The following is a 24,694-nucleotide window of genomic DNA, read 5'->3' as shown; positions in this document are numbered from 1 at the left end:
TTTCCCTCCTGTACTCAAATGCTTAGTTCCGCACTGCGCATTAGTTCAATGCGTTGGCACCGGCAACAATCTCCGAGATTTCCTGGGTAATTGCCGCCTGACGTGCACGGTTGTAGGAAAGTGTAAGCTCTGCAATCATCTTCGTCGCATTCTTCGTCGCGCTGCCCATAGCGGTCATACGCGCGCCGAATTCGCTCGCTTTGCTTTCCAGCACGGCGCTGAAAATGACCGTTTCCGCATACTTCGGAAGCAGTACTTCCAGAACGCCTTCGGCGGAGGGCTCATATTCGTAAGAAGAGACAGCGCTGCTGCCGGACTCCGGCTGCTCGAGCGGCAGCAGCTTTTTCTCAACCGGCGTTTGCGTAATTGCGTTATGGAACTGGTTGTAGTAGACGTACAGCTCGTCGTAATTGCCGTCGATGAAGTTCTGTACAGCGGACGAAGCGAGCTGCTTAATATCGGCAAACGTCGGAGAATCGCTGAGACCTGAGACTTCGTCAAAGACCGGGATGTTTCTCCGCTTGAAGAAATCCTTGCCTTTGCGGCCAACAACGAAAACCGCATATTCATCCGTAGATTTATGCCGCTCACGAATAGCATTTAACGCCTTCCGAAGCACGTTGGCGTTAAAACCGCCAGCGAGTCCGCGGTCTGAAGTCAAAACCAGATATCCCGTGCGTTTGACTTCACGAACCTGGAGCATCGGATGCTGAACGCCCTTCGAGCCTGCAGCCACACTAAACACCACTTCGCGGATCTTATCCGCATAAGGACGGGATGCCTCCGCATTGTTCTGGGCGCGCTTCAGCTTGGAAGCCGCGACCATCTCCATCGCTTTAGTGATCTGCCTCGTGTTCTGTTTGCTCTTAATCTGACGCTTAATCTCGCGTATACCCTTAGCCATACTGTTTCACCCCCTGCAGCTTGATTATGGAATCGCAAATTCTCATAATTATTCGGATACCGAGAATCCTTTGAGGAATGTCTCGATAGCTGCAACCAGCGCTTTTTCCGTGTCGGAAGTAAGATCCTTCGTGTCACGGATGGAGCTGGCGATTTCCGGTTTGTTGGCATCGAGGTATGCAAGGAATTCTTTTTCGTAACGGGTAATGTCTTTAACCGGCAATTCGTCCAGGAAACCTTTAGTAGCGGCATAGATGCTGATAACCTGTTTTTCGAAAGGCATCGGCTCGTTAATACCCTGCTTCAGGATTTCCAATGTACGCTCACCACGGTTCAGACGGGAAACCGTTGCTTTATCAAGGTCGGAACCGAACTGCGAGAAAGCAGCCAATTCGCGATATTGTGCAAGGTCAGTCTTCAGGGTACCGGCAACTTTCTTCATGGCTTTCACTTGAGCGGAGCTACCTACACGGGATACGGAGATACCCACGTTGATGGCCGGACGCTGACCGGAATAGAACAGGTCGGATTCCAAGAAGATTTGACCGTCCGTAATGGAAATAACGTTGGTCGGGATGTACGCCGATACGTCACTCGCTTGAGTTTCGATGAATGGAAGCGCCGTGATGGAGCCTCCGCCCAGTTCGTCGTTCAGCTTAGCTGCACGCTCAAGCAAACGGGAGTGAAGATAGAATACGTCACCCGGATAAGCCTCACGGCCCGGTGGACGACGGAGGAGCAAGGAAAGCTCACGATAAGCGGCAGCTTGTTTGGACAGATCGTCATAAACGATCAGGACATGCTCGCCTTTGTACATGAAGTATTCGCCCATTGCGCAGCCGGAATAAGGAGCCAGGAAGAGCAATGGAGCCGGTTCGGATGCACTCGCGGTTACGACGATCGTGTAATCAAGAGCGCCGTTGCGGCGGAGTGTATCCACTACGTTGGAAACGGTGGACTGCTTTTGACCGATGGCCACGTAGATACATTTCACGCCGTTGCCTTTTTGGTTGATGATCGTATCGATGGCAATCGCCGTTTTACCGGTTTGACGGTCACCGATGATCAGCTCACGCTGGCCGCGGCCGATCGGTACAAGCGCGTCAATCGCCTTGATACCGGTCTGCATAGGCTCGTGTACGGATTTACGCGCCATAACGCCAGGAGCCGCGGATTCAACCGGACGGTATCCGGAAGCTTCGATCGGTCCTTTGCCGTCAATCGGCATACCCAGTGCGTTAACAACGCGTCCGAGCAGCGCTTCGCCTACAGGCACCTGCATAATGCGGCCTGTACGCTTAACTTGGTCACCTTCACGGATGTCGGAATACGGTCCGAGAATGATGATACCTACATTGTTTTCTTCCAGGTTCTGCGCCATGCCCACAACGCCGTTGGCGAACTCGAGAAGCTCACCGGCCATGACGTTCTCCAAGCCGTGCACACGAGCGATACCGTCACCGATAGTGATAACCGTACCGACTTCAACGACTTGCAGATCTGCTGTATAATTTTCGATTTGCTGCTTAATCAGCGTGCTGATTTCATCAGGTCTGATACTCAACGAACCTCACCCCTATCTACATTGCTTGAGCTTGTTTCAGCGATTTTTCCAAACGTTCGAGTTTGCCAGCCAAACTGCCGTCGTATAGACGGTCACCGATCCGAACAGTAATGCCGCCAAGCAAGCTCGGGTCGACTACCGTCTGTACACGAATTTGTTTGCCGGTCATACGGCTAAAGTTGTCTGCAATTTCCTTGACTTGTACTTCAGACAGCGGCAGGGCTGTGTAAATCGTAGCGTCTGCCTGGCCAAGCGACTCGTTGGAAATCTGAACAAAGTCGGACAGTACAATAGGAAGCAGGGATTGCCGTCTTCTATCGATCAGGAGTTTAATCGTATTCATAACGAGCGGAGAAATCCGATCCGCAAAGATGTTCGACAAAAGCTGACGTTTCGCAGGCACGTCGATATTCGGATGATCCAGAACGCTGCGCAGTTCCGCATGATCCTGGATCGTCTGAACAATCTCGGTCAGTTCAGTTTCAACTTGAGCGACCGTGTTCTGCTCCTTCGCAGCTTCAAAAAGTGCTTTCGCATATCTTTTCGCTACCACGATGTCACTCATTTAGATCCCCCTACCTCATTCAGGTAATGGTTCACCAATTCTTCCTGTGACTTTTCGTCAACTTGCTTTTCAATAATTTTAGAAGCGATCATAACGGACATAGCGCTAACTTGACCGCGCAGTGCTGCAACCGCTTTGTTTTTCTCGCTTTCGATCTCGCGTACCGCTTCTTCTTTCACGCGGTCCGCTTCGCCTTTCGCTTTATCGACGATTTCTTCGGCTTGCTTGGAGCTCGTCAATTTAGCTTGCTCGATCATTTGGTAAGCTTCTTTACGTGCCTCTTGAATTACCTGCTTCTGTTCTTCGAGCATTTGCTCGGCTTGAACACGACTTGCGTCAGCAGAGTTCATCTGGTCGGCAATCAGCTTTCTGCGCTCTTCCATCGTTGCGAGCAACGGACCGAAGGCGTATTTGCTGAGCACCCAGTATAGAATTCCGAACGCGACAAGCGCGAATACGAACGATTCCCAATTCCAAGACATTCGAGTCACTCCTTTCCGTAACTGTGTGCTGGGGCGATTCTTCAAAAACCTAATTCATAGCGAAGGCGCGGATGGCTCAGGCCTTCCCCGCCCAACCGAGGCTATGCGAATTATTTGAAGAAAATCAGGAAGCCCAGAACGACACCGATAATCGGAACAACCTCGACGATACCAACACCGATAAACATAGTTGTTTGCAGAGTACCACGAAGCTCAGGTTGACGAGCGATACCTTCTACTGTCTTGCTTACGATCAGACCGTTACCAATACCAGCGCCAAGTGCGCCCAAACCGATTGCTAATGCTGCTGCCAGGAATTCCATGAAAAATTTCCTCCTCAGAAAATAGGTTTTGTACCTGTAATGTGTATATGGATCCCACGCCTTGCGGAAGCCGCGCAGAGCTGCTAATCGCAGCTGAGCCGATCATTTAGTGATCTTCATGATGAACGGTAGCCTGGGAAATGTAAACCATGGTAAGGATGGTGAACAAGAATGCCTGGATGGCACCTACGAAGATACTGAAGCCCTGCCAAACGGCGAGCAGCGGTATCCCTACAACACCCAGCATCATAATGGTGGAGATCAGAACCTCACCCGCAAAGATGTTCGCGAACAAACGAAGAGCAAGCGTCAACGGCTTGGAAAGCTCTTTAATGATGTTCAGCGGCAGGAAGAACCAGAACGGCTCAAAGTAATGCTTCAGATAATGTTTCGTGTTCTGTGTCAAACCGAGTGTATTCGTCATAACAAACACCATCAGGGCGAGTGCGGACGTTACGGAAAGGTCGGCTGTCGGTGATTTCCACCAAGCCACAGAAGCATGCTTGCCTGCTGCCTCCAGCTCATGAATACGGGCATCCGTCAAGACTTGCTGACCGAATAGCGTAAATCCATTATGATGGTCGGTTACGATACCGAACGGAAGACCGAGAAGGTTGGAGACAAAGATAAACATAATTAATGTCAATCCTAACGAAATGTAGGACTTTGCCTTGCTGAGCGGCATCGTACTCGCAATCGTGTTATGAACGAACTCAACGACCCATTCCATAAAGTTTTGCAATTTGGAAGGTTTGTCGACGGACAGATTCCGCACGGACAGAAGAGCCAGGACTAACACAACCACGCAGGATACGATAATCGCCAAAAAGGTTGAAATGTCAATATCGATACCATTTTCGAAGTGTAGCACGGGAAACTCATGCATTTTCCAATTTCACCCCTTTCCATGCATTACGGTTTGTGTGGACGACTCAAAATGCCGACTAGCAAAAGTATAAATGGAACCAAAAAGCAACCAATAATGGTTGAGGCGATATCAAGATGTTGTGGAAATTTAAGCGCAATCATAACGGCAAGGAGCACGGTAGCCAGACGGCTTAAAAATCCGAGACTCATGCGCTGTGCGCCCCGCTCTGCAACAGTTTTGCCGATCAAATCGACTCTGCGCTGAAGGAGCAAAGCATTGATGCCGCTTGCAACCGCACCTACTGATAATCCTGCAACTACCGTGCGTACGGAAGGGACAAGCGCCCAGACCAGTAAACATGCGGCGAGAAGCAGAAGTGCGATACGCATAGCTTTCTTGAGCAGGTCATTCATCGGGTTCCTCCAGAAACTTCTTAAGCAGCATGATAACCGAAGCGATCCCCGCGAAGAGACCAAGCATCACGCCTGCTACTATCCAGCTTCTCGGACCGCCAAAACGCTGGACTGCGAAGTTCGCGGCGAAGTAGCCGAGCAGTGTACAGATAGCGATATCAAGCCCGAGTGCGCCTACAAGGCCGGCCGCCCTCCAAGGATTATCGCGGTTTCCTTTGTTTTTCATGGCTTTGACCCCTATCAATCCTCATATATTGTATCGGAGCAAAGTCTACTTTGTCAATTCGTATAAAATCAAACATTTCGTGAACAGCACTGCCGAAATCCCTTGTATATCAAGGGATTTCAGCATTTAAAACCAAACAGTGGAACTGTACAGTGTGACCTTTGTCATTGCATCGTCACAATGTCGAAAGAGTTGCGTCAAAAAGAGTCCGGTTTTTCCGTTTTATAGCCGAAATGGTGAAGGATTCCCTGCACGATTCTGCGGGAAGCTTGTCCGTCCCCATAAGGGTTCACAGCGTCTTTCATACGATCATACGTTTGCGGATCGGTGAGCAATGCGCGTGCGCGCTCGTAAACTTTTTCCCCGTCTGTACCAACCATTTCCAAGTTCCCGGTTTCTACGCCTTCCGGACGTTCCGTAGTGTCACGAAGAACCAAGGTCGGAATTCCGAAAGACGGGGCTTCTTCCTGCATACCTCCGGAGTCTGTCAAAATCATATAAGTATGCGGATAAATATTATGGAATTCGAACACGTCGAGCGGATCAATCAGTTTAATTCTCGGGTGGTTGCCCAGAATCTCATAAGCCGGTTCCTTAACGGCCGGGCTCGGATGAACCGGATACACGATCGCGACATCCTCGAATTCGTCCGCAATGCGCTTGACCGCGTTGAAGATCTGGCGGTGCGGCTCGCCTTGCGCTTCCCTGCGGTGGGCCGTCATCAAGATGAGACGCTTGCCTTCCGCCCAGTCCAGAACCGGATGGTGGAAGTCCTTCTTCACGGTGTACTGGAATACGTCCGTTACGGTGTTGCCGGTAACATAAATCGTGTCTTCCGATTTATTCTCTTTGCGCAGGTTGCCCGCCGACAACTGGGTCGGAGCAAAGTGCAAATCCGCGAGGACGCCCGTCAACTGACGGTTCATCTCCTCCGGATACGGCGACATCTTGTTCCAGGTCCGCAAGCCCGCTTCCACATGGCCGACTTTGATCTGCTGCAGGAAGGCCGCATAGCTCGCAAGGAAGGTGGTCAGCGTATCGCCGTGCACCAGAATCAGGTCCGGCTTCGCTTCGCGGAAAACAGGCTCCAGGCCTTGAAGAACCCGGATAGTAACTTCGTTGAGTGTTTGACGGTCCTTCATGACGTTGAGGTCGAAATCTGGCTGGATATTGAACAACTCAAGCACCTGATCCAGCATTTGACGATGCTGGGCCGTTACGGCCACGAGTGATTCAATCTGTTCCGGATGCTTCTGAAGCTCCAAAATAAGCGGAGCCATCTTGATGGCTTCCGGTCTTGTACCGAAAATCGTAATGACTTTCAACCTTTTCATGAACGTACGTCCCCCCAAAATACTTTATTTCGTACCGAATAAACGGTCGCCCGCGTCTCCCAGACCGGGAATGATGTAACCGTGGTCGTTCAGATAATCGTCGATAGCGGCCACATAGATGTCAATGTCCGGATGCTCTTTCTGGACGGCTTCGATCCCTTCAGGAGCGGCGATCAGGCACATCAGCTTGATTTGCACGCATCCTCGGTTTTTCAAAGCGGTGATAGCCAGGTTAGCGGAACCGCCCGTCGCCAGCATAGGGTCCACGACGATCAATTCTCTTTCCTGTACATCTGTGGGTAATTTCACATAATACTCGACAGGTTGAAGCGTCTCGGGGTCGCGATACAGCCCGATATGGCCTACCTTCGCAGCCGGAATCAGATTCAGAATCCCGTCCACCATGCCGAGTCCTGCGCGGAGAATCGGGATAATCCCGAGCATGCGTCCGGAAATAATCCGGCAGTCCGCAGTCGCTACAGGCGTTTTGACCTGGATGTTCTCCAGCTGGATATTACGCGTAATCTCGTACGCCATCAAAGTGGCGACTTCATCCACCAATTCACGGAAATCCTTGGTTTTCGTATTTACGTCTCTTATGTATGTGAGTTTGTGCTGAATCAAGGGGTGGTCGCAAATGAACACCTTACTCATAGTATTCCTCCCGAATATCGATCTGGCTGATCTGGATGTCTTTCCAACTTTCCACAAACCTCGTCCATTATATCATATGTCTGTTTATATATCCTCCCCAAAAAGCACACTCTCTTATGACAAGAATCTGCTTTTGTATGAACAATCCGCCCTCTTTTTTTTCATAAAAAAAGGAACCCTTTACGGGTTCCCCGATTCACAAACCGCCTACTGGAAAGCAGGCTATTTTATATGGAAGAATTAATATTCCAATCCCGTGTACAGCGGGAATTTGGAGGTAACTTCTTTAACGAGTCCGCGGGCTTGCTCGTGAACGGCGGAATCGCTCGGATTTTTAAGCGTAAGGGCGATAATCTTGGCGATTTGCTTCATGGCTTCCGTATCCATTCCACGGGAAGTCGCGGCAGGCGTACCCATACGGATACCGCTGGTTACGAACGGGCTGGTCGGATCGAACGGAATCGCGTTCTTGTTGACGGTCACACCCACTTCGTCAAGCAGATGCTCGGCGTCTTTACCCGTGATGTTCAGGCTGCGCAGGTCGATCAAGATCAGGTGATTGTCCGTACCGCCGGAAACGAGGTTGATGCCTTCGGCCGTCAAGCCTTCAGCCAGCGCTTTGGCATTATCAATAACGTTCTTTCCGTATGTTTTGAAGTCGGCTTGCAGGGCTTCTCCCAGCGCAACGGCTTTAGCGGCGATGATGTGCATCAGCGGTCCGCCTTGGGAGCCCGGGAATACGGCTTTGTCGATTGCGGCAGCCCATGGCTTGCGGCACAGAATCAAACCGCCGCGCGGTCCGCGAAGCGTTTTGTGAGTCGTTGTCGTGACAAAATGGGCATGCGGAACCGGGTTCGGATGCAGACCTGCCGCAACAAGACCCGCGATGTGAGCCATGTCAACCATAAACAGGGCGCCGACTTCGTCCGCGATTTGGCCCAGTTTTTCGAAATCGATGATGCGCGGGTAAGCACTTGCCCCTGCAACGATCATCCGTGGTCTGTGTTTGAACGCGGCTTTGCGGACATCGTCGTAATCGATGCGGGAATCCTGTTCGCTTACGCCGTAAGCTACGAAATTATAGAGGATACCGGACGCGTTGACGGGGCTGCCGTGTGTCAAGTGTCCGCCATGCGCCAGGTTCATACCCAGGACTGTGTCGCCCGGCTTCAGCGCGGCCAGATAAACGGCCATATTCGCTTGAGCACCGGAGTGAGGCTGTACATTGGCATGCTCGGCCCCGAAAAGTTCCTTCGCACGGTCGCGCGCGATATCTTCGACGATATCCACGTACTCGCAGCCGCCGTAATAACGCTTGGACGGGTAGCCTTCCGCGTATTTGTTCGTCAGCACGGTGCCCATAGCTTCAAGAACCGCCTGGCTTACAAAGTTTTCGGAAGCGATCAGCTCGATTTTGTCGCGTTGACGGCCAAGCTCCAGGTTCATAGCCTCAACGATTTTCGGGTCCTGTTTACGCAAAAATTCTACCATCTATAACAACCTCCCATTGATTTTAAAATCACAATCAGTTTCACTTTGTACAAGCCGGATAAGCAGGAAAAAAGGTCCCCCGCTTATCTCGGCTCCAGATGCATTATTCGCAGGCGCCGCTGTCTGCCGCACTTCCCGGACTTGTCCGGGCAGGAGCAACAGCGCCGACGAGTACGGGAATGCCCGGGCTCTCCGAGGCAGCTTCGTACACCGCCCGTTGTCCGCCAATCAGCTTCGGACGCGTATACGCCATCGTCACGTGCGCCTCACCCACCCGTTTCACGGGCGGGCGCACAGGGACGGCTACCCGGCGGAGGTGCATGCCGATCAGCGTGTCGCCGATGTCGATGCCCGCATGGGCGGCGATCTCTTCCACGACGCATGCGCGCACTAGGTGCCGGTAAGCATGGGCGGCCATCGAGCCGCCCGCCTTGGGCACCGGCACTACATTCACCGGCTCTAGCCGGGAGTCTTGCTCCAGCAGCGCTTCTTCGACGACAAGCGCGCGGTTTAAATGCTCGCAGCACTGGAAGGCGAGCCGCAGCCCGTGTTCTTCCGCCACCCGGACAGCGGCGGCGAAAATGCGCTCGGCCGCTTCCGGCGTACCGGACGTGCCGATTCTCTGGCCCCGGACCTCGCTGGTCGAGGTACCGAACACGACGATCTGGCCGCGCTTCAAGCCGCCAGCTTCGATCAGCGCCCGGAAATTGGCCTCAACCGCAGGCCCTATTCCGTCCAGCCAGGCTTTCTCACCGTCATTCATACGATCACCTCCATTTAAAATAGAGCTCCTTACGGATGAATCGTATTCTTCTCTTCCAAAAGCTTCACTTTGTTCAGGCGGTTCTCATGACGTTCGCCGTGCGAAAACTCGGTCTCAATCCAGATCTTGACGATTTCCTGCGCCACGCCGGGTCCGATTACGCGTTCTCCCATAGCAAGCACATTCGTGTCGTTGTGCTCCCGGGTTGCTTTCGCGGAGAACATATCGTGCACAAGCGCGCAGCGGATGCCCGGCATTTTGTTCGCGGCAATGGTCATGCCGATGCCTGTACCGCAAATCAGAATACCTTTGTCCGCCTGCCCGTTAAGCACCATATCGCAAACCGGAACGGCGTAGTCCGGATAGTCGACCGATTGTTCACAGTTGCAGCCTACATCCTTCACTTCATGACCTAACGATTCCAGGTAAGGAACGATAACATCTTTAAGCCGGTATCCGGCGTGATCGGCGCCAATTGCAATTTTCATTGAAAAGCCCTCCTCGGGTGGGAATAAACTGCGTTTGGCTCTATTATAACCCAAACCGATCAGCCGGAGAAAAAAACCGGCAAATTCCGACTTAACCTGCACCTCTATAATCGTTAAGAGACAATGAAAAAAAGAGCATGACACGCGTAAATACGCATGTACTGCTCTTTTGCCCAGGCGACCGGCCGTATACCCCGATGCTCCACTGTGGTTACACCCACTCGTCGCCAGTTACACCGGGTCTTCTTTTATGCCCCTATCTTACCGTATTCCCGCAAAACTGTAAAGCCGCTAAAAAATGAAGATTTTGTTAGGCCGGGCAGAAAGATACTGCGACCCTTTGACGCTCATCGGCTTTCCTTTAGCTTTTGAACCAGTTTAACGAGCGCTTCTTCGATTTCTTCCGCCGTATGGCGATAAAGCTCCAACGAACCGCCGTAAGGATCGGAAATATCGTAATCCGGGAGTTGTTTTTCCAAGTGGATGAGCCGTGTCCGCTCTTCTATCGTGATTTCTTCGGAAAGGGCATGCTTAACCTGCACTTCGGCAATCAGCTTCTCCCATTCCGCGGCAGCCGTGACAACCTTGGGATCGTCTTCTACAAATTCTTTCAGTGTATGTGTTTTATCCGCCGCCTGCGGGAACCGCTGAATAACGGCGCGTTTATGATCTTGTGTCATCGTTAAGATGAGATCGGCCCAATCCACGTCTGCGGATCTGAGAAGACTGGAGCTGATAGAAGCTTCACAGCCTTTTTCACGCAAAACGGAGGAAGATTGCCGGGAAATCGGACTGCCGTCGGAAGCAAAAACCCCTGCAGAACGGATATGGACTTCCAGGTTATCCTGCTGGGCCATATGGCGCAGAATCCCTTCAGCCAGCGGGCTGCGGCATGTATTTCCGGTACAGACAAAAAGGATCTGTTTCATGTTTCATCTACCTCCTTACAGAGTATTCCAACGGGTTATTCCGCTCTCTATATATTGTACCGTTTTTTTGAAATCAGGGACACTTTACAGCAGAAATTTCAGACCGAACAGCAGCAAAATCACACCGCCCAGCGCTTCTCCGTATTCACCGATCCAGCTTCCCACATGACGCCCGAGCATAAGCCCCAGAATCGACATGCCTCCGCCCAGCAATCCGAAAAGCAGCACCGTCAAAACCACATCCGTTGCGAAAATCCCCAGCGAAACGCCGACAGAAAAAGAATCCACGCTCACGCTTAACGCAAACAGGACCATTCCCCAGAAGGTACGATGATCGAATGCATTGGAATCTTCTCCCCGGAACGAGCTGTAAATCATATGGGATCCTAACAAAATGAGCAGTCCGCCCCCGGCCGCCACGGCAACTTGTCCGAGTAAAGAACCGAGATAATGTCCCGCATACATGCCGAGCAGCGGCATGAGGATATGAAAGAGACCGATCACGATGCTGATTTTAAGAATATGCAGCAGGCGTATACCCCTCATTCCGATTCCAATCCCTAAAGAAAACGCGTCAAAACCAAGCGCAATAGCCATGATGAAGATCGTCACCAGTTGGCCCCATACGAAAGGTGACACGCCCGCCAGTGCCGCCATTGGTATTTCCCCCTGTCCACTTTTTCTCTCTCAAGATATGCGGACAAACCGGGAAACATGCTATGGACTTGTACTTGTCTGCATAACCGATACAGGCGGCTGCTTTTCGGAACGGAAAAGAATAAAGACGTTCCGTGGGACCTGCAACTGTCTGAAGCTTTAGCTTCTGACGGCAGTTACCTTATACGAACCGGAGAGCTTAAGAGCCCGTTCTACGGGCACCGGGTTTGCCCTTGTGTGTTTAAACCCGGATGACTTCCTGACCCGCCGCTTTCAGCAGACGGTTCATGACGGCACGGCCTATTCCCGTGTCCGGGCAGCCTTCCGCGAGAATATACGTCGCTCCCTCGCGGTCGAACTGCCGGAGCGCGGCATACAGCCCGCGCGCGATCGTCTCCGGCTCGGCCAGACGGCCGGAGGAGATTACGGCGTCCGCGTGATGCAGACCGCGGCGCTCGTCATAGGTGAGCACGCCCGTGCGCTCACCGCGGGTCTTGGCGGCGTCCAGGTCACGCCGCATCCACTCGGCGACGGCCTCCGGATCGTCGCCCAGCACCACGCGCATGCTCCCCTTCGGGGCATAATGCGCGTACTTCATGCCGGGAGCCCGCGGTGTCCCGGCCGGTTCCCCGGTGCGCACAGGCTCGCGCACCGGCACGTCCGACAGCGCCTCGCGCAGCTGCTCGGCCGTCACCCCGCCGGGGCGCAGGATGTAGACCGCCCCGGACGCCCACTCCACGACGGTCGACTCTACGCCGACGCCCGTCGGACCCCCGTCGACGATGCCGCCGATTCGTCCGCCGAGATCATCGGCGACGTGTTCCGCCATCGTCGGGCTGGGACGCCCCGAGCTGTTCGCGCTCGGGGCCGCAACCGGGCAACCTGCGGCGCGCAGCAGCGCCAAGGCGACAGGATGGTCGGGGATGCGGACCCCGACGGTAGACAGCCCCGCCGTGACCAGCGGGGAAACCGCGCCCGCGCGGACCGGCACGATGACCGTCAGGGGCCCGGGCCAGAAGGCGTCCATGAGCCTGCGCAGGGGCTCGGCCGGCGCGCCCTCCGCGAACGCGTCCATTTGGGAGCGGTCCGCGATGTGGACGATCAGCGGGTTGTCCGACGGACGGCCCTTGGCCCGGTAAATGCCTTCGACCGCAGCGGAATTCGTCGCATCGGCTCCTAAGCCGTATACCGTTTCGGTCGGAAACGCTACGGTCTCTCCCTGAACGAGAAGACCGGCAGCTTCGGCAATCGCTTTATCCGCCGTTTCTCTTGTCCCCGTCCCCGTTCCGGCTTCATCGTGAATCTGCCATAGTTTAGTCGTTGTCAATGCTGTTCACCCTTACTGGTTTCCGAAATTTATCTGAACAGATTCAGGAAGAATCCGATGATACCTTGAAGCAGTTCCCACAGAAAAAATTTCACTTCCGTATCTCCGCCGGCAGTTGCAGCCGCCGCCGATCCTTCGGCGGGAGCATCGGCCGTTTTTTTCTGCATGCCAGCGGTTTTGGCTTCACCGGGTCCTTCCCCGCCGTCTTCAGCAGGAGCCGCCTGGGCCACCGCTTCGCCCGACACGCCGTCTACAAAGCAAAGTGGAGGAAAAAGCACGCACCACCAGTTCTGGCCCTTCCCTTCGCCCAGAGATACACGAAGAGCTTCGTAATCCCCGGCCGGATAGACGCGGTTGCCGTACATTTTGGTCGGGAACGGCACCTGTCCGAGCTCCACTGTGTAAGGAAGTCCTCCCAGACCGCGGGATGTCAGTGTATCGCGGACGACTTTTTCCAGAACCGGAAGGTTTTGCCGCACAATTTGCCTCGCTTCGTCAATGGAATGCGGTCCGGTGACCCATTCGTTCATCTGAGCGACAATGGCGTCCCGCACCAGCCGCTTGATGGCCTGATCCTCCGGCTTATCGGAGTTGGCCAGTATGCGAAGACGGATCGACTGGTCCGGGATAGCCCCTTCCGCCAGAGCCGCATTCGAACGTGTACCTTCCCAGCTCATCATCATGATGGCAAGAGCGAAAAACGTATAAAACAAGTGCTTGTATGATTTGCGGATGACCATAATAATTCCCTCCCGTTTCCCGGAAAAACAGCGCCAGCTTCGAAGCTGTTCTCTGTTTCTTCCTCTGTAACGGTTAGTATGGTCAAAAGGCAATTCTTTTAAACTAGCAATCTATGATTTTTTCACGTGGAACAATTTGTGGGTGTGAAACATAGAAACCTTTAGGAAAGTGACCGGCAATCGCAGCGACGTTATCGCAGCACAGGACTTTCATAGTGGGCCTGTATGGCGAACGTGCTGATATCTCTTAAAAAATTGATGCTCGCTAGATACGAGGTTTATAGATTTCCCGTTAGGGGAAGGGTAATAGCAAAGCCTTCAGCATCTCTCTGTTTAAAAGCTATTCTTTCGCTATACCCACGTCAAAAATGGGGTTCGCCATCCTTCCCCCCCGTTGCACGCAGTCGGTTTCCTAAGCAAGCGGATTTCTCACAGCCACACGCTATTTGCGTACGACGATAAATCCTTTGAGCTACCGGTCAGACTAACGTTTGCCGATACAAGACGCGGCCCAAAGTCCTTTGTTAACCCGGACAGTCATGAAATCGACATCAACTCACTGAATATCTCCGACGTGGTCGTCTAGGACTTGGGCTTCGCCGCTCCAATCAAGGATTCATAGCCTGTGACCGGCCTCTGACTGCTTTGTGCGGGTCCTGCCAGAGTCAGGCTTCTGAGGGGTCCTGTATCGCTATGACATGCCGGTCGATCCCAGCCAGGTCCTTAACGAAGCGGATCTCGCTCCACTCCCCCGCTGCGCGCAGCAGGTCCGCCACTGCCTCCGCCTGATGGATGCCGACTTCCAGCCCGACCAGCCTCGGCTGCTTCGGCAGCAGAGGGATCTGGCCGGCCAGCCGCCGGTACAGATCCAGCCCGTCTTCGCCTCCGAACAGCGCGAGATGCGGCTCATAGTCGCGCACCTCCGGCTGCAGCGACGGCGAATCCCCCGCCGGAATGTACGGCGGGTTCGAAACCAGGATGTCGACGGGCAGCCCCCGTTCGACGCAGGGCAGGAGCAGATCGCCCTCGCAGAAGGCGATCCGCTCCCCTACGCCGCATCGTTCGGCGTTGCCCTTGGCGACCTCCAGCGCCTCCGGCGAGAGGTCGCATGCCGCCGCGCGCCAATCGGGGCGCGCATGCAACAGGCTCACCGGGATAGCTCCGCTCCCGGTGCCGATATCCGCAAGGAGCGGAGCGCCTTGCGGGAACAGGCGCGAGCCCTCGCGGAGGATTTCCTCCACGAGGAGCTCGGTTTCGGGACGCGGGATCAGGACCGCGTCCGTGACCCGGAGCGTTAGGCCGTAGAACTCCTGCTCGCCGGTGATGTACTGCACCGGCTCGCCCGCGGCCTTACGCTCCACGACCTCGCCCCACTGCTCCGCATGCGCAGCGGGAAAGGGCTCTTCCATCCGGAAGAAGAATTCCGTCCGACTCAGACCCAGCACGTGCTGAAGCAGAATCTCCGCACAGATAGCCGCGTCCTGGATTTGCCGCTCTTTGAAAAAAGAAGAAGCCTGGGTATAGGCTTCTCGGATTGACATGCCGGCTTGATAAATAAGCCTGTTCATGATGGTTTTATTGCTCCCCTTTTTCAAGAAGCTCGGCTTGCGCCGTCATAGTCAGAGCATTGACGATTTCGTCCATGTCTCCGTTCAAGATGGTATCCAGTTTGTGAAGCGTAAGACCGATGCGGTGGTCCGTTACGCGGCTTTGCGGGAAGTTGTAGGTCCGGATGCGCTCGCTGCGGTCACCCGTGCCGACCTTGCTCTTACGCTCCCCGGCATACTTCGCTTCTTCTTCCTGACGTTTAACGTCGTAAATGCGCGCGCGCAGAACCTGCAGCGCTTTCGCCTTGTTATCGTTCTGAGACTTGCCGTCCTGGCAGGTCGCCATAATGCCTGTCGGCACGTGGAGAACCCGGACCGCGGACTTCGTCGTATTAACGGACTGGCCGCCCGCTCCGCTGGAGCAGAACGTATCAACCCGAATATCGCTGTCCTTGATCTCGATATCGATCTCTTCCATTTCGGGCATTACGCCGACCGTGGAAGTAGATGTATGAATACGGCCGCCCGATTCCGTAACGGGAATCCGCTGAACGCGGTGTGCGCCGCTTTCGTATTTCATTTTGCTGTATGCGCCCTTGCCGTTAATCATGAAAATAATCTCTTTAAATCCGCCGAGGTCGTTGAGGTTCGCTTCCAGCACTTCGGTTTTCCACCCTTGGGCGTCCGCGAACTTGGAGTACATGCGGTACAGATCTCCGGCAAACAAAGCTGCCTCGTCACCGCCGGCCGCGCCACGGATTTCCACGATCACGTTCTTGTCATCGTTAGGATCTTTAGGCAGCATGAGCACCGTCAGACGCTCTTCCAGCTCGTCTTTGCGGCCGGACAGTTCCTCGATCTCCATTTTCACGAGGTCCCGCATTTCGTCATCAAGCTTCTCAGCCTGCATCGCTTTCGCCGCATCCAGCTGTTCCAGCACGTCTTTGTATTCCACATAAGCATCGTAGGCTTCTTGTAGGTCGGATTGTTCTTTTGAGAATTCCCGGAGCTTCTTCGTGTCGCTCGTTACATCCGGGTCACAGAGCAGCTCGCTCAGTTTCTCATAGCGATCCGCCAGAGCCTGCAAACGATCCAGCATTTGGACCACTCCTTACCATAATGTCAAAATAATCAGGGCCTTGCGCTGCTTTTGCAAACAGCTTAAATACTAAACGCACCTCTCGGCAGCGGTCAGGATAGTTTACGTAGGTGACCGGTTAACCGTTCAAGGGCCTCTATACCGCCGAGGGATGTACGTTCCCGCCTGTTCTATATAACACCGTATCAAGCTAAGGACACAGCCGTATCTGCACCCTAAACGTTGAAACGGAAGTGCATCACGTCGCCGTCCTGTACGATATATTCTTTGCCTTCCAGACGAAGCTGGCCTTTCTCTTTGGCCGCGTTCATCGAGCCGGTTGCGGTCAAATCTTCATAAGATACAACTTCCGCCCGGATAAAACCGCGTTCGAAGTCCGTATGGATGACGGCAGCCGCCTGCGGAGCTTTCGTTCCTTTGCGGATGGTCCAAGCTCTTACTTCCTGAACACCGGCCGTGAAGTAGGTGTAAAGACCGAGCAGCTTGTAGGCCGCTTTAATTAGACGGTCAAGACCGGACTCCTGAAGACCGAGCTCTTCCAGGAACATTTCTTTGTCTTCACCTTCGAGCTCGGCGATCTCGGATTCAACCTTCGCGCTGATGGCCACAACCTCCGCGCCTTCTTGAGCCGCAAACTCGCGGACCTTCTGCACGTAAGGGTTGTTATCGCCGTCCGCCACTTCCGCTTCGCTCACGTTAGCGGCATAAAGCACGGGCTTCATGGTCAGCAGATGAAGGTCGCGCACAAGCACACGCTCCTCGTCCGTCAGCTCCACGCTGCGGGCCGGCTGGTCGTTGTACAAAGCTTCCTTGATCTTCTCGAAGCATTCCACTTCAGCGGCATACTGCTTGTTGCCGCCTTTCATATTTTTGCGCGAACGGTCGATGCGCTTCTCCACGGAATCCAGGTCCGCCAGGATCAGCTCCAGGTTAATCGTCTCGATATCGGAGATCGGATCGACTTTACCGGACACGTGGGTAATGTTCTCGTCCACAAAACAGCGGACGACATGCACAATCGCATCCACTTCGCGAATGTTTGCCAAAAATTTATTCCCAAGGCCTTCGCCTTTGCTCGCGCCTTTGACCAGACCTGCAATATCGACGAATTCAAAAGCAGTCGGCACGATCCGGTTCGGATTCACAATATCGGCCAGTTTCTGCAATCTTTCGTCAGGCACCTCAACTACACCGACGTTCGGATCAATCGTGCAGAAAGGATAGTTTGCGGATTCGGCACCCGCTTGTGTAATCGCGTTAAATAGCGTCGATTTTCCTACGTTCGGCAACCCGACGATTCCTGCTTTCAAAGCCATGTATGTGACACTCCTTGGTTCTCAAATTAAAAAAATGCACCATATTCTATTATAAACCATTCGTCAAGGGGTTACAATTTGCTTAATTCAGGGGGATTAAGGAGGAATTCCGCTTAACCGATTAGGGTTTTTTGCCGATAGACGACCGAACATCCTGACCCCATTTTAAGAAAAAAGGACAGGATGTTCATTTAGCCTGCTTTCGTTTTCCGCTTCCTTTGAAAAGCCGATTCTGATCTTCGTTACCCGATTCTATGTATGAATTCCATTCTGTCATTTATATTTCAAGCCTTTGAGCAGACCCGCCGCACACAGTCCGACAAACAGAGCCGTCCCATGCAGTAAGATCGGGACCCAGGCAGCGGCATCTACCGGAAGCACCATCCCCCACAGAAAAACGGGCGGAAGCTGAATCAGCACAAGAACGCCCGCTATTCCGGCCAGGACGATACAGCTGAGTCCGCAAGCTTTTCCGGGCCGGATCAGTCCGACCAATCCGGCCAGCAAGATGGCCCCCAGACCGATGGAAAGATAAGCCCAGAGCTTTAACCCGCGGGGTTCGGCCACGATTTCGTGTGCAATAAACTGAATGGAGAATGCCGTTTCTCCTCCCCATATCGGGGTATATAAAATACCCAGCAGCAAGCTGAGCAGACAAGTTCCAAGGATGAACAGGAAATGACCTTTGGCGAATTGCTTTTGTCCCATTGCTTCACGGTTGGCTGACAACCTGACCCCCTCCTGAAAACGCTCTTAGTTTTATAACGACCGGAAGTCCTTAAAAGTTCCAGATCGGGCTTCCAAAAACAAGGGTTTTTCGTAAATTTTACTGAAAATAAAAGAAGGCAAGTCCGGACTCCATTTCAGAATCCGTCCTTACCTTTATAAACGTTTTGTTCATTCAAGAACCGGACTTACAGTTCAGACTGAGGATTAATGCTGATTCCGGCGCTATCGGAGTTCTTTTCGGGAAGCGCGTTTTTCCGGTGATATCCCCTGCTGTAGTAAACGACAACGAGAGCGATCAGCCAGATCGGCCCGACAATCAGCGCGACGCGCGTATCCTCGGAGAAGCCGAGAAGAACAATGACGAGCACGAGGAATGCCAAAGAGATATAGGATGTATAAGGCGCCAGCGGCATCTTGTACTTAAGATTACGAACTTGATCCGGGCTTAGTTTCTTACGGTATCTCATTTGGGAGATGAGAATCATCGCCCATGTCCATACGGCTCCGAAAGTGGCGATACTTGTTACCCAGGCAAACACTTTTTCCGGAACGATATAGTTCAGAATGACGCCGATAAGAAGCGCGATGGCCGATACGACGATGGCCTTGCCCGGAACGCCGCTTTTGGAAACCTTACGGAAGGAATCCGGCGCCTCGCCCTGCTGAGCCAGGTTGAAGAGCATGCGGCCCGTACTGAAAATACCGGAGTTGCAGGAAGACAAGGCTGCAGTCAGGACAACGAAGTTGATAATGCCCGCGGCTCCCGGAATTCCGATTTTCTCGAACGTCATCACGAACGGGCTGCCGGCTTTGCCGATTTCATCCCACGGATAGATGGACATGATGACAACAAGTGCGCCGATGTAGAAAATAAGAATACGCCAGAAGACAGTGTCGATGGCTTTTGCCAGGGTTTTCTCAGGGTTCTGGGCTTCGCCCGCGGTTACCCCGATCATCTCAACGCCCAGATAAGCGAACATAACCATCTGGAAAGAAAGCAAGAGACCCGTTACCCCGTTAGGGAGGAATCCTCCGTGGCTCCAAAGGTTGCTGAATCCGACCGCGATGCCGCCGTTGCCGAGTCCGAAGAAGATCATCCCGGCTCCGATAACAATCATGCCGATAATCGTGACAATTTTAATCAAAGCGAACCAGAACTCGAATTCCCCGTAAGCTTTAACGGCGATCAGGTTAATGGCGCTCATGAGAATAAGCGCACCAAGGGCCCAGAGCCAGCGCGGAGTTCCCGGGAACCAGTACTCCATATAAATGCCGACTGCCGTAATTTCGGCCATACAGGTGATTATCCATAGGAACCAATAGTTCCAACCGGTCAAATATCCGAAAAGAGGTGAAATATGATTTCTCGCATACCGGCTGAACGAACCGGCTACGGGATTTTCAATGGCCATTTCCCCGAGGGCTCTCATAATGAAGAAAATAATGAGACCTCCGAGCGCGTAAGCCAGCAGAATGCCGGGACCGGCAAGTTTGATCGCGGATGCGGAGCCGAGAAACAGGCCTACACCAATGGCGGCACCAAGTGACATCAAGGTGATATGTCGTTGTTCCAATCCTCTTTGCAGTTCATTGGGCTGAGTTTTTTTGGACATAGGTACCTCCTGAAAAATTCGTCTTAAACGTGTACTGATTATACCCTCCCTAAGGGCGTGAAGTCTGTCCACCAAAAGTAGCTAATTTCTGTAAAAGTAAGCGTTATCATTAGTTTTATGTTTATTGAAAGCGCTTCATTTACAAAAAGAAGTGTAGCATATTTGTGTAGGCTCTGTTTTTGTGTGATTATGAGAATGTTTCTTCCGCGATTTGTGCAAATGCACAAACCGGCGCATTCCGTCTATGGCTTTTCGCACAATCGTTTTATAATAAAAGTACCGACATTAAATGAACCTTACTTATATAAAATAAACCGCTTCGCAAGCCAAAGGAAATGGAGTCAAGACCCGCATGAGCAACGAATTAAATCCGTTCGACCGAAGTTTTGAAAGTTTGGAAGCACTGGCGGATACCATCAGCGAGGTGCTCGGCTGCGCCATCACCATAGAAGACGCCAACCATCGGCTGATCGCGTACAGCACGCACGAAGCTCAGACCGACCCCGTACGGATCGCCACGATCGTCGGCCGCCGCGTGCCCGAGAAGGTTATCGCCAGCCTCTGGCGCGAGGGGTTTATTCAGCAGTTGATGAAAAGCGAGGATCCTGTGCCCATCAAAGCGCTGGACGACGTCAAACTCGGCCGCCGCATCGCCATTTCCATCCGCAACAACCGCGAGGTGCTGGGCTACATTTGGGTGCTGGAGGATGCACGCTTATTGGAAGAAGCCGATTTCCTACAGCTTAAGCACGCCTCCCGCGCGGCCAAGACCAAGCTGCTGCAGCTGCAGCAGCAGAAACGCAAGGAGCAGGAAGGATTCGAGGACTTCTTCTGGCAGCTGCTCACCGGCCATATATCCTCGGGCGACGCCGTCCGGCAAAAGTCCGATAAGCTCGGCATTCCTCTCATGGACTGCTTCCAGGTCATGGTCGTCGAATTCGATTCGGATATCAGCGAGCAGAGGGCTCAGCAGATCCGGTACCTTATCAGTACGACCCAGCGGATCCGGATCGCCCTTCATATTGTCGACCGCACCCAGCTTGTTCTGCTCGGGACCTCTTCTTCCCGTAATCAGTTTGCGGCGGATTCCTCGGAGTTCCTGCGGCTCTTTGCCCAGCAGATGAAAGACCGGTTCGGTGTCTCCCCCGGACAAACCGCTATCGGCAATATCTATGAAGACTACGGCCTTGTCGAAAAAAGCTACCGGGAAGCTCTCTCCGTTCTTCAGGTGAAGCGGCAGTTTCCCCAGGAAACGAAACGGTTTGTCCATTACCGGGATCTCGGTTTCTATCGCTTTCTTCCTCTTATGGCCGAGGAAAACCGGATTCACGCCCACACCAACCCGTCCTTGCTTAAACTGCGGCAGTACGACCGGGAGCATAACGGCAATCTCCTGCATACACTGGAAATATTTCTTCTGCAGGACAGCAACGTCAAAGACGCCGCCGATGCTCTCCACGTTCATACCAACACGCTAAACTATCGGCTGAAACGGATTTCCGAGATTGGCAACATCGATCTGAAAGATATGGACCAGAAAGTCAGCCTATATCTCGATTTGAAAAGCGAAAAACTGTAGCGCCATTCGGCATTCTGTGGCAAGCTTTGTGGATTTACACAAAAAGCGGGCGCTTTTTTCTGGAAAGTACACGAAGCAAAAAAGCGTTTTCAAAACTATACTAGCCTTAGATTTCCTAATCTAAGGAGGCAGTTCTTATGCGGATAGGTGTTCCTAAAGAAATCAAAAACAACGAAAATCGTGTCGCCGTAACTCCTTCGGGCGTTGTGGCTTTTGTTAAAGCAGGTCATGAAGTTCTCGTGGAGAAGAATGCCGGTATCGGAAGCGGCTTTACGAACGAAGAATACTTAACAGCAGGAGCTTCCCTGATCGATCAGGCGGCAGATGTATGGGCCGGAGCGGACATGATTATGAAGGTTAAAGAACCTCTTGCTTCCGAATACGAGTACTTCCGCGAAGGTCTCATTCTCTTCACTTACCTTCACCTTGCGGCAGAGCCTGAGCTGGCTAAAGCACTCACGGCTAAAGGCGTAACGGCTATCGCTTACGAAACGGTCGAAGTGAACCGTACGCTTCCGCTGCTTACTCCCATGAGCGAAGTGGCCGGACGCATGTCCGCTCAAATCGGCGCTCAGTTCCTGGAGAAGCCGCACGGCGGCAAAGGGATCCTTCTTGCGGGCGTACCGGGCGTACAGCGCGGCAAAGTAACCGTTATCGGCGGCGGTGTCGTAGGTACGAACGCGGCGAAGCTTGCGGTCGGTCTGGGCGCGGACGTAACGATCATCGATCTTAGCCCTGAACGCCTTCGTCAGCTGGACGACCTGTTCGGCAATCAGGTGAACACGCTGATGTCCAACCCGCTGAACATTGCGGAAGCGGTTGCGGCTTCGGACCTCGTGATCGGCGCCGTTCTCATTCCGGGTGCCAAAGCGCCTAAGCTGGTTTCCGAAGCGATGATCGCTTCCATGAAACCGGGCTCCGTAGTCGTTGACGTGGCCGTCGACCAAGGCGGTATCATCGAAACCGTCGACAAAATCACGACGCACGACAATCCGACTTACGTGAAGCACGGAGTCGTTCACTATGCGGTTGCCAACATGCCGGGTGCGGTTCCGCGCACGTCTACTCTGGCGCTGACCAACGTCACCCTCCCTTATGCCCTGCAAATCGCAGGCAAAGGTGTACTGCAAGCCGTGAAAGACAACGCCGCTCTTCAGCTTGGCGTCAACGTTGCCGGCGGTTCCATTACGTATGAAGCGGTTGCCCGCGATCTCGGCTACGAATACGTGCCGGTCGGCAAGGCTTTGGACAAAATTTCGGTTTCTTCCTAAACCGGTCCTTTTCTTAGAGCCAGCCAAGCGCATCCGTCACTTTAACGAAAATATACCGCGGTTTCCGCGGCTTTCATCCCCTCGAAGCTGCTTCGGGGGGATTTACCTCTTTTCGGGTTAGTTCTCGTCAAAATGTTTTTGGAGGCGAATTCTGCATGCATCCTGCCAGTTACCGCGATACTTGGGCGGAAATTTCGCTAGACGCGATCGAACACAATGCCCGTACGTTCAAAAAAAATCTGCAGCGCGACTGCAAGCTGATGGCTGTCGTCAAAGCCGACGGATACGGCCACGGGGCCTACGAAACCGCACGTGCCGCTCTCCGCGCAGGCGCGGAATACCTCGCCGTCGCTCTGCTGGACGAGGCGCTGGAGCTGCGTGCGGCCGGCATCACGGAGCCGCTGCTTGTACTGGGCTATACGCCGCCCCGTTCCGTCAAGAAAGCCGTTCGCGCCGGCGTGACGCTCACGGTGTTTACGGCCGACGTACTGGAGGCGGTCGGAGCCGCCGCGGCGGTGTCGTCCCGGACGCCGGCACGCATCCATCTCAAAGTAGATACCGGCATGACCCGGATCGGCGTGAGAACAGCGGAGGAAGCCCTCAGCTTCGCCCGCCAAGCCATTCAGACGCCGGGAGTAGCTCTTGAAGGGATCTTTACGCACTTCGCAACCGCCGACAGCGCAGACGATACCTTTACCCGCGAGCAGTTCCGGCGGTTTATGGACATCGTCGATCACCTCTCCGACGACGGCATCGACATCCCGCTGCGCCACTGCTGCAACAGTGCCGCTACGATGCAGTATCCCGACATGCACCTGGACATGGTCCGTGTCGGGATCAGCTTGTACGGCCTGCTGCCCTCCGTAGCCTCCGAGCGGGACACTCACCCTCTGAAGCCGGCGATGCAGTTCAAGACTCGGCTCGTCCAGGTGAAAGACGTCGAGATCGGAACGCCGGTCAGCTACGGCAGCACCTTCGTCGCCGAACGGCCCACCCGGATCGGCACTATCCCGGCCGGATATGCGGACGGCCTCTCCAGGTCCCTCTCCAACCGCGGAGATATGCTCCTGCACGGAAGACGCGTCAGAATCGCCGGCAGAGTGTGCATGGATCAGACGATGCTGGATATCACGGACGTGGAGAATACCGAGGAAGGCGATCTGGTGACGATCTTCGGCAAATCCGGAGACGCGTTTCTTCATGTGGATGAAATCGCGGAACTGATGGACACCATCAATTACGAAGTCGTTTGCCTGATCGGAAAACGGGTCCCCAGAGTGTACCTCCATAAAGGGAAGCCCGCAGCCTCGGTCAACAATCTGATCGGTGAAATACCTGCTCAGGATTCTCCGTCCTGATAGGTTTGAAAATAGAAGAGCCGGTTCCTCCCCGTATTCCGGAGCCCAGTTATAAAACAGTACGAACCCGTTCCCTCTTTAAGGATCGGGTTCTTTTTTTCGTGGTCAAGCCATGGTATATTCAATAAGTTAGTCACACACTATCCACAGATTTATCACTTGTTAACATCGTTATCCACAAGTTGTTAACAAATATTCACCGGAAAACGTTATCCACTTGTGGGTAACGTTTGAGAATTCTCGGGTTTCCCGATGAGTAGAATTTCGTTCTTTTTCACCGTGTTTGAATTTTCCGAATTTTGCAACTAAACTGAATTTTCCTCAGTATTCACGCGGGTTTATGCTTCGCACTTTTCTCTTCTTTTATCTACTATCCTTAAATACGTTGTGTTTATTTATCCTATTTTACAAATAGCGTTGTTTGCCTGCGTCGCTCATTTTGGATAGACTAATGT

25 protein-coding genes and 1 riboswitch are annotated in these 24,694 nt (G+C 53.3%); of the genes, 3 read left to right on the top strand and 22 right to left on the bottom strand.

Annotation, left to right across the window (positions count from 1 at the left end; translation table 11 throughout):
- Positions 1-40 precede the first annotated feature (40 nt).
- From atpG to HMPREF1207_RS13650, 22 genes are all read right to left on the bottom strand, one after another.
- On the bottom strand, positions 41-904 hold the full coding sequence (atpG, locus tag HMPREF1207_RS13760; RefSeq protein ID WP_009676985.1) for an ATP synthase F1 subunit gamma: 864 nt from the start codon (positions 902-904) through the stop codon (positions 41-43).
- Between the two features lie 48 nt (positions 905-952).
- Positions 953-2,467: a F0F1 ATP synthase subunit alpha gene (atpA, locus tag HMPREF1207_RS13755; RefSeq protein ID WP_009677068.1), complete on the bottom strand. Its 1,515-nt coding sequence runs from the start codon at positions 2,465-2,467 to the stop codon at positions 953-955.
- 16 nt (positions 2,468-2,483) lie between these two features.
- Positions 2,484-3,032 carry a F0F1 ATP synthase subunit delta gene (locus tag HMPREF1207_RS13750; protein ID WP_009677091.1) on the bottom strand — a complete coding sequence of 183 codons (549 nt, stop codon included), beginning with the start codon at positions 3,030-3,032 and terminating at the stop codon, positions 2,484-2,486.
- On the bottom strand, positions 3,029-3,514 hold the full coding sequence (gene atpF / locus HMPREF1207_RS13745; protein ID WP_009677031.1) for a F0F1 ATP synthase subunit B: 486 nt from the start codon (positions 3,512-3,514) through the stop codon (positions 3,029-3,031). Before atpF ends, HMPREF1207_RS13750 begins: the two co-directional genes overlap by 4 nt.
- A 110-nt stretch (positions 3,515-3,624) precedes the next feature.
- Positions 3,625-3,837 (bottom strand): F0F1 ATP synthase subunit C, encoded by a 213-nt coding sequence (gene atpE / locus HMPREF1207_RS13740; protein WP_009677035.1) that lies wholly within the window; start codon positions 3,835-3,837, stop codon positions 3,625-3,627.
- Positions 3,838-3,943: 106 nt separating this feature from the next.
- Positions 3,944-4,723: a F0F1 ATP synthase subunit A gene (atpB, locus tag HMPREF1207_RS13735; protein WP_009677116.1), complete on the bottom strand. Its 780-nt coding sequence runs from the start codon at positions 4,721-4,723 to the stop codon at positions 3,944-3,946.
- Positions 4,724-4,749: 26 nt separating this feature from the next.
- On the bottom strand, positions 4,750-5,118 hold the full coding sequence (locus HMPREF1207_RS13730) for an ATP synthase subunit I (RefSeq protein ID WP_009677002.1): 369 nt from the start codon (positions 5,116-5,118) through the stop codon (positions 4,750-4,752).
- Positions 5,111-5,344: an AtpZ/AtpI family protein gene (locus HMPREF1207_RS13725; RefSeq protein ID WP_009677071.1), complete on the bottom strand. Its 234-nt coding sequence runs from the start codon at positions 5,342-5,344 to the stop codon at positions 5,111-5,113. The genes HMPREF1207_RS13730 and HMPREF1207_RS13725 overlap by 8 nt, the downstream gene beginning before the upstream one ends.
- Before the next feature lie 197 nt (positions 5,345-5,541).
- Positions 5,542-6,678: a non-hydrolyzing UDP-N-acetylglucosamine 2-epimerase gene (wecB, locus tag HMPREF1207_RS13720; RefSeq protein WP_009676984.1), complete on the bottom strand. Its 1,137-nt coding sequence runs from the start codon at positions 6,676-6,678 to the stop codon at positions 5,542-5,544.
- Between the two features lie 24 nt (positions 6,679-6,702).
- Complete coding sequence (gene upp, locus HMPREF1207_RS13715) at positions 6,703-7,332, bottom strand: uracil phosphoribosyltransferase (protein WP_009676968.1); 630 nt, start codon at positions 7,330-7,332, stop codon at positions 6,703-6,705.
- Positions 7,333-7,572: 240 nt separating this feature from the next.
- Entirely contained in the window at positions 7,573-8,823 is a 1,251-nt protein-coding gene (gene glyA / locus HMPREF1207_RS13705; protein ID WP_009677114.1) for a serine hydroxymethyltransferase, read from the bottom strand.
- Between the two features lie 103 nt (positions 8,824-8,926).
- Positions 8,927-9,586 carry a TIGR01440 family protein gene (locus HMPREF1207_RS13700; protein WP_009677103.1) on the bottom strand — a complete coding sequence of 220 codons (660 nt, stop codon included), beginning with the start codon at positions 9,584-9,586 and terminating at the stop codon, positions 8,927-8,929.
- A 29-nt stretch (positions 9,587-9,615) separates the two neighbouring features.
- A complete protein-coding gene (gene rpiB, locus HMPREF1207_RS13695; protein ID WP_009677057.1) occupies positions 9,616-10,074 on the bottom strand; it encodes a ribose 5-phosphate isomerase B in 459 nt (152 codons plus the stop codon).
- 164 nt (positions 10,075-10,238) lie between these two features.
- Positions 10,239-10,319: riboswitch (ZMP/ZTP riboswitch) on the bottom strand.
- Positions 10,320-10,421: 102 nt separating this feature from the next.
- Complete coding sequence (locus tag HMPREF1207_RS13690; RefSeq protein ID WP_009676966.1) at positions 10,422-11,003, bottom strand: low molecular weight protein arginine phosphatase; 582 nt, start codon at positions 11,001-11,003, stop codon at positions 10,422-10,424.
- Positions 11,004-11,087: 84 nt separating this feature from the next.
- Positions 11,088-11,660, bottom strand: a complete 573-nt coding sequence (locus HMPREF1207_RS13685; protein ID WP_009677045.1) for a manganese efflux pump MntP — start codon at positions 11,658-11,660, stop codon at positions 11,088-11,090.
- A 241-nt stretch (positions 11,661-11,901) separates the two neighbouring features.
- Positions 11,902-12,987, bottom strand: a complete 1,086-nt coding sequence (locus tag HMPREF1207_RS13680; RefSeq protein ID WP_009677104.1) for an L-threonylcarbamoyladenylate synthase — start codon at positions 12,985-12,987, stop codon at positions 11,902-11,904.
- Positions 12,988-13,016: 29 nt separating this feature from the next.
- Complete coding sequence (gene spoIIR, locus HMPREF1207_RS13675; RefSeq protein ID WP_009677037.1) at positions 13,017-13,727, bottom strand: stage II sporulation protein R; 711 nt, start codon at positions 13,725-13,727, stop codon at positions 13,017-13,019.
- A 665-nt stretch (positions 13,728-14,392) separates the two neighbouring features.
- A complete protein-coding gene (gene prmC / locus HMPREF1207_RS13670; protein WP_009677038.1) occupies positions 14,393-15,295 on the bottom strand; it encodes a peptide chain release factor N(5)-glutamine methyltransferase in 903 nt (300 codons plus the stop codon).
- Between the two features lie 7 nt (positions 15,296-15,302).
- Entirely contained in the window at positions 15,303-16,373 is a 1,071-nt protein-coding gene (gene prfA / locus HMPREF1207_RS13665) for a peptide chain release factor 1 (RefSeq protein WP_009677084.1), read from the bottom strand.
- Positions 16,374-16,588: 215 nt separating this feature from the next.
- Positions 16,589-17,689, bottom strand: coding sequence for a redox-regulated ATPase YchF (gene ychF / locus HMPREF1207_RS13660; RefSeq protein ID WP_009677072.1), 1,101 nt, complete (start codon positions 17,687-17,689; stop codon positions 16,589-16,591).
- Positions 17,690-17,962: 273 nt separating this feature from the next.
- On the bottom strand, positions 17,963-18,418 hold the full coding sequence (locus HMPREF1207_RS13655; RefSeq protein ID WP_009676990.1) for a hypothetical protein: 456 nt from the start codon (positions 18,416-18,418) through the stop codon (positions 17,963-17,965).
- A gap of 185 nt (positions 18,419-18,603) precedes the next feature.
- Positions 18,604-20,031, bottom strand: a complete 1,428-nt coding sequence (locus HMPREF1207_RS13650) for an amino acid permease (RefSeq protein WP_009677003.1) — start codon at positions 20,029-20,031, stop codon at positions 18,604-18,606.
- 352 nt (positions 20,032-20,383) lie between these two features.
- Here HMPREF1207_RS13650 and HMPREF1207_RS13645 point away from each other — a divergent pair, with 352 nt between their 5' ends.
- From HMPREF1207_RS13645 to alr, 3 genes are all read left to right on the top strand, one after another.
- Positions 20,384-21,610: a PucR family transcriptional regulator gene (locus HMPREF1207_RS13645; protein WP_009676988.1), complete on the top strand. Its 1,227-nt coding sequence runs from the start codon at positions 20,384-20,386 to the stop codon at positions 21,608-21,610.
- 137 nt (positions 21,611-21,747) lie between these two features.
- Positions 21,748-22,881, top strand: a complete 1,134-nt coding sequence (gene ald / locus HMPREF1207_RS13640) for an alanine dehydrogenase (protein WP_009676981.1) — start codon at positions 21,748-21,750, stop codon at positions 22,879-22,881.
- 155 nt (positions 22,882-23,036) lie between these two features.
- On the top strand, positions 23,037-24,239 hold the full coding sequence (gene alr, locus HMPREF1207_RS13635) for an alanine racemase (RefSeq protein WP_009677096.1): 1,203 nt from the start codon (positions 23,037-23,039) through the stop codon (positions 24,237-24,239).
- Positions 24,240-24,694: the final 455 nt, after the last annotated feature.

The sequence above is a fragment of the Paenibacillus sp. HGH0039 genome, from assembly GCF_000411255.1.
In the GTDB taxonomy this organism is placed as follows: domain Bacteria; phylum Bacillota; class Bacilli; order Paenibacillales; family NBRC-103111; genus Paenibacillus_F.
Note: the sequence above shows the minus strand (reverse complement) of the source record. Positions and strands in the feature narration are given on the sequence as shown.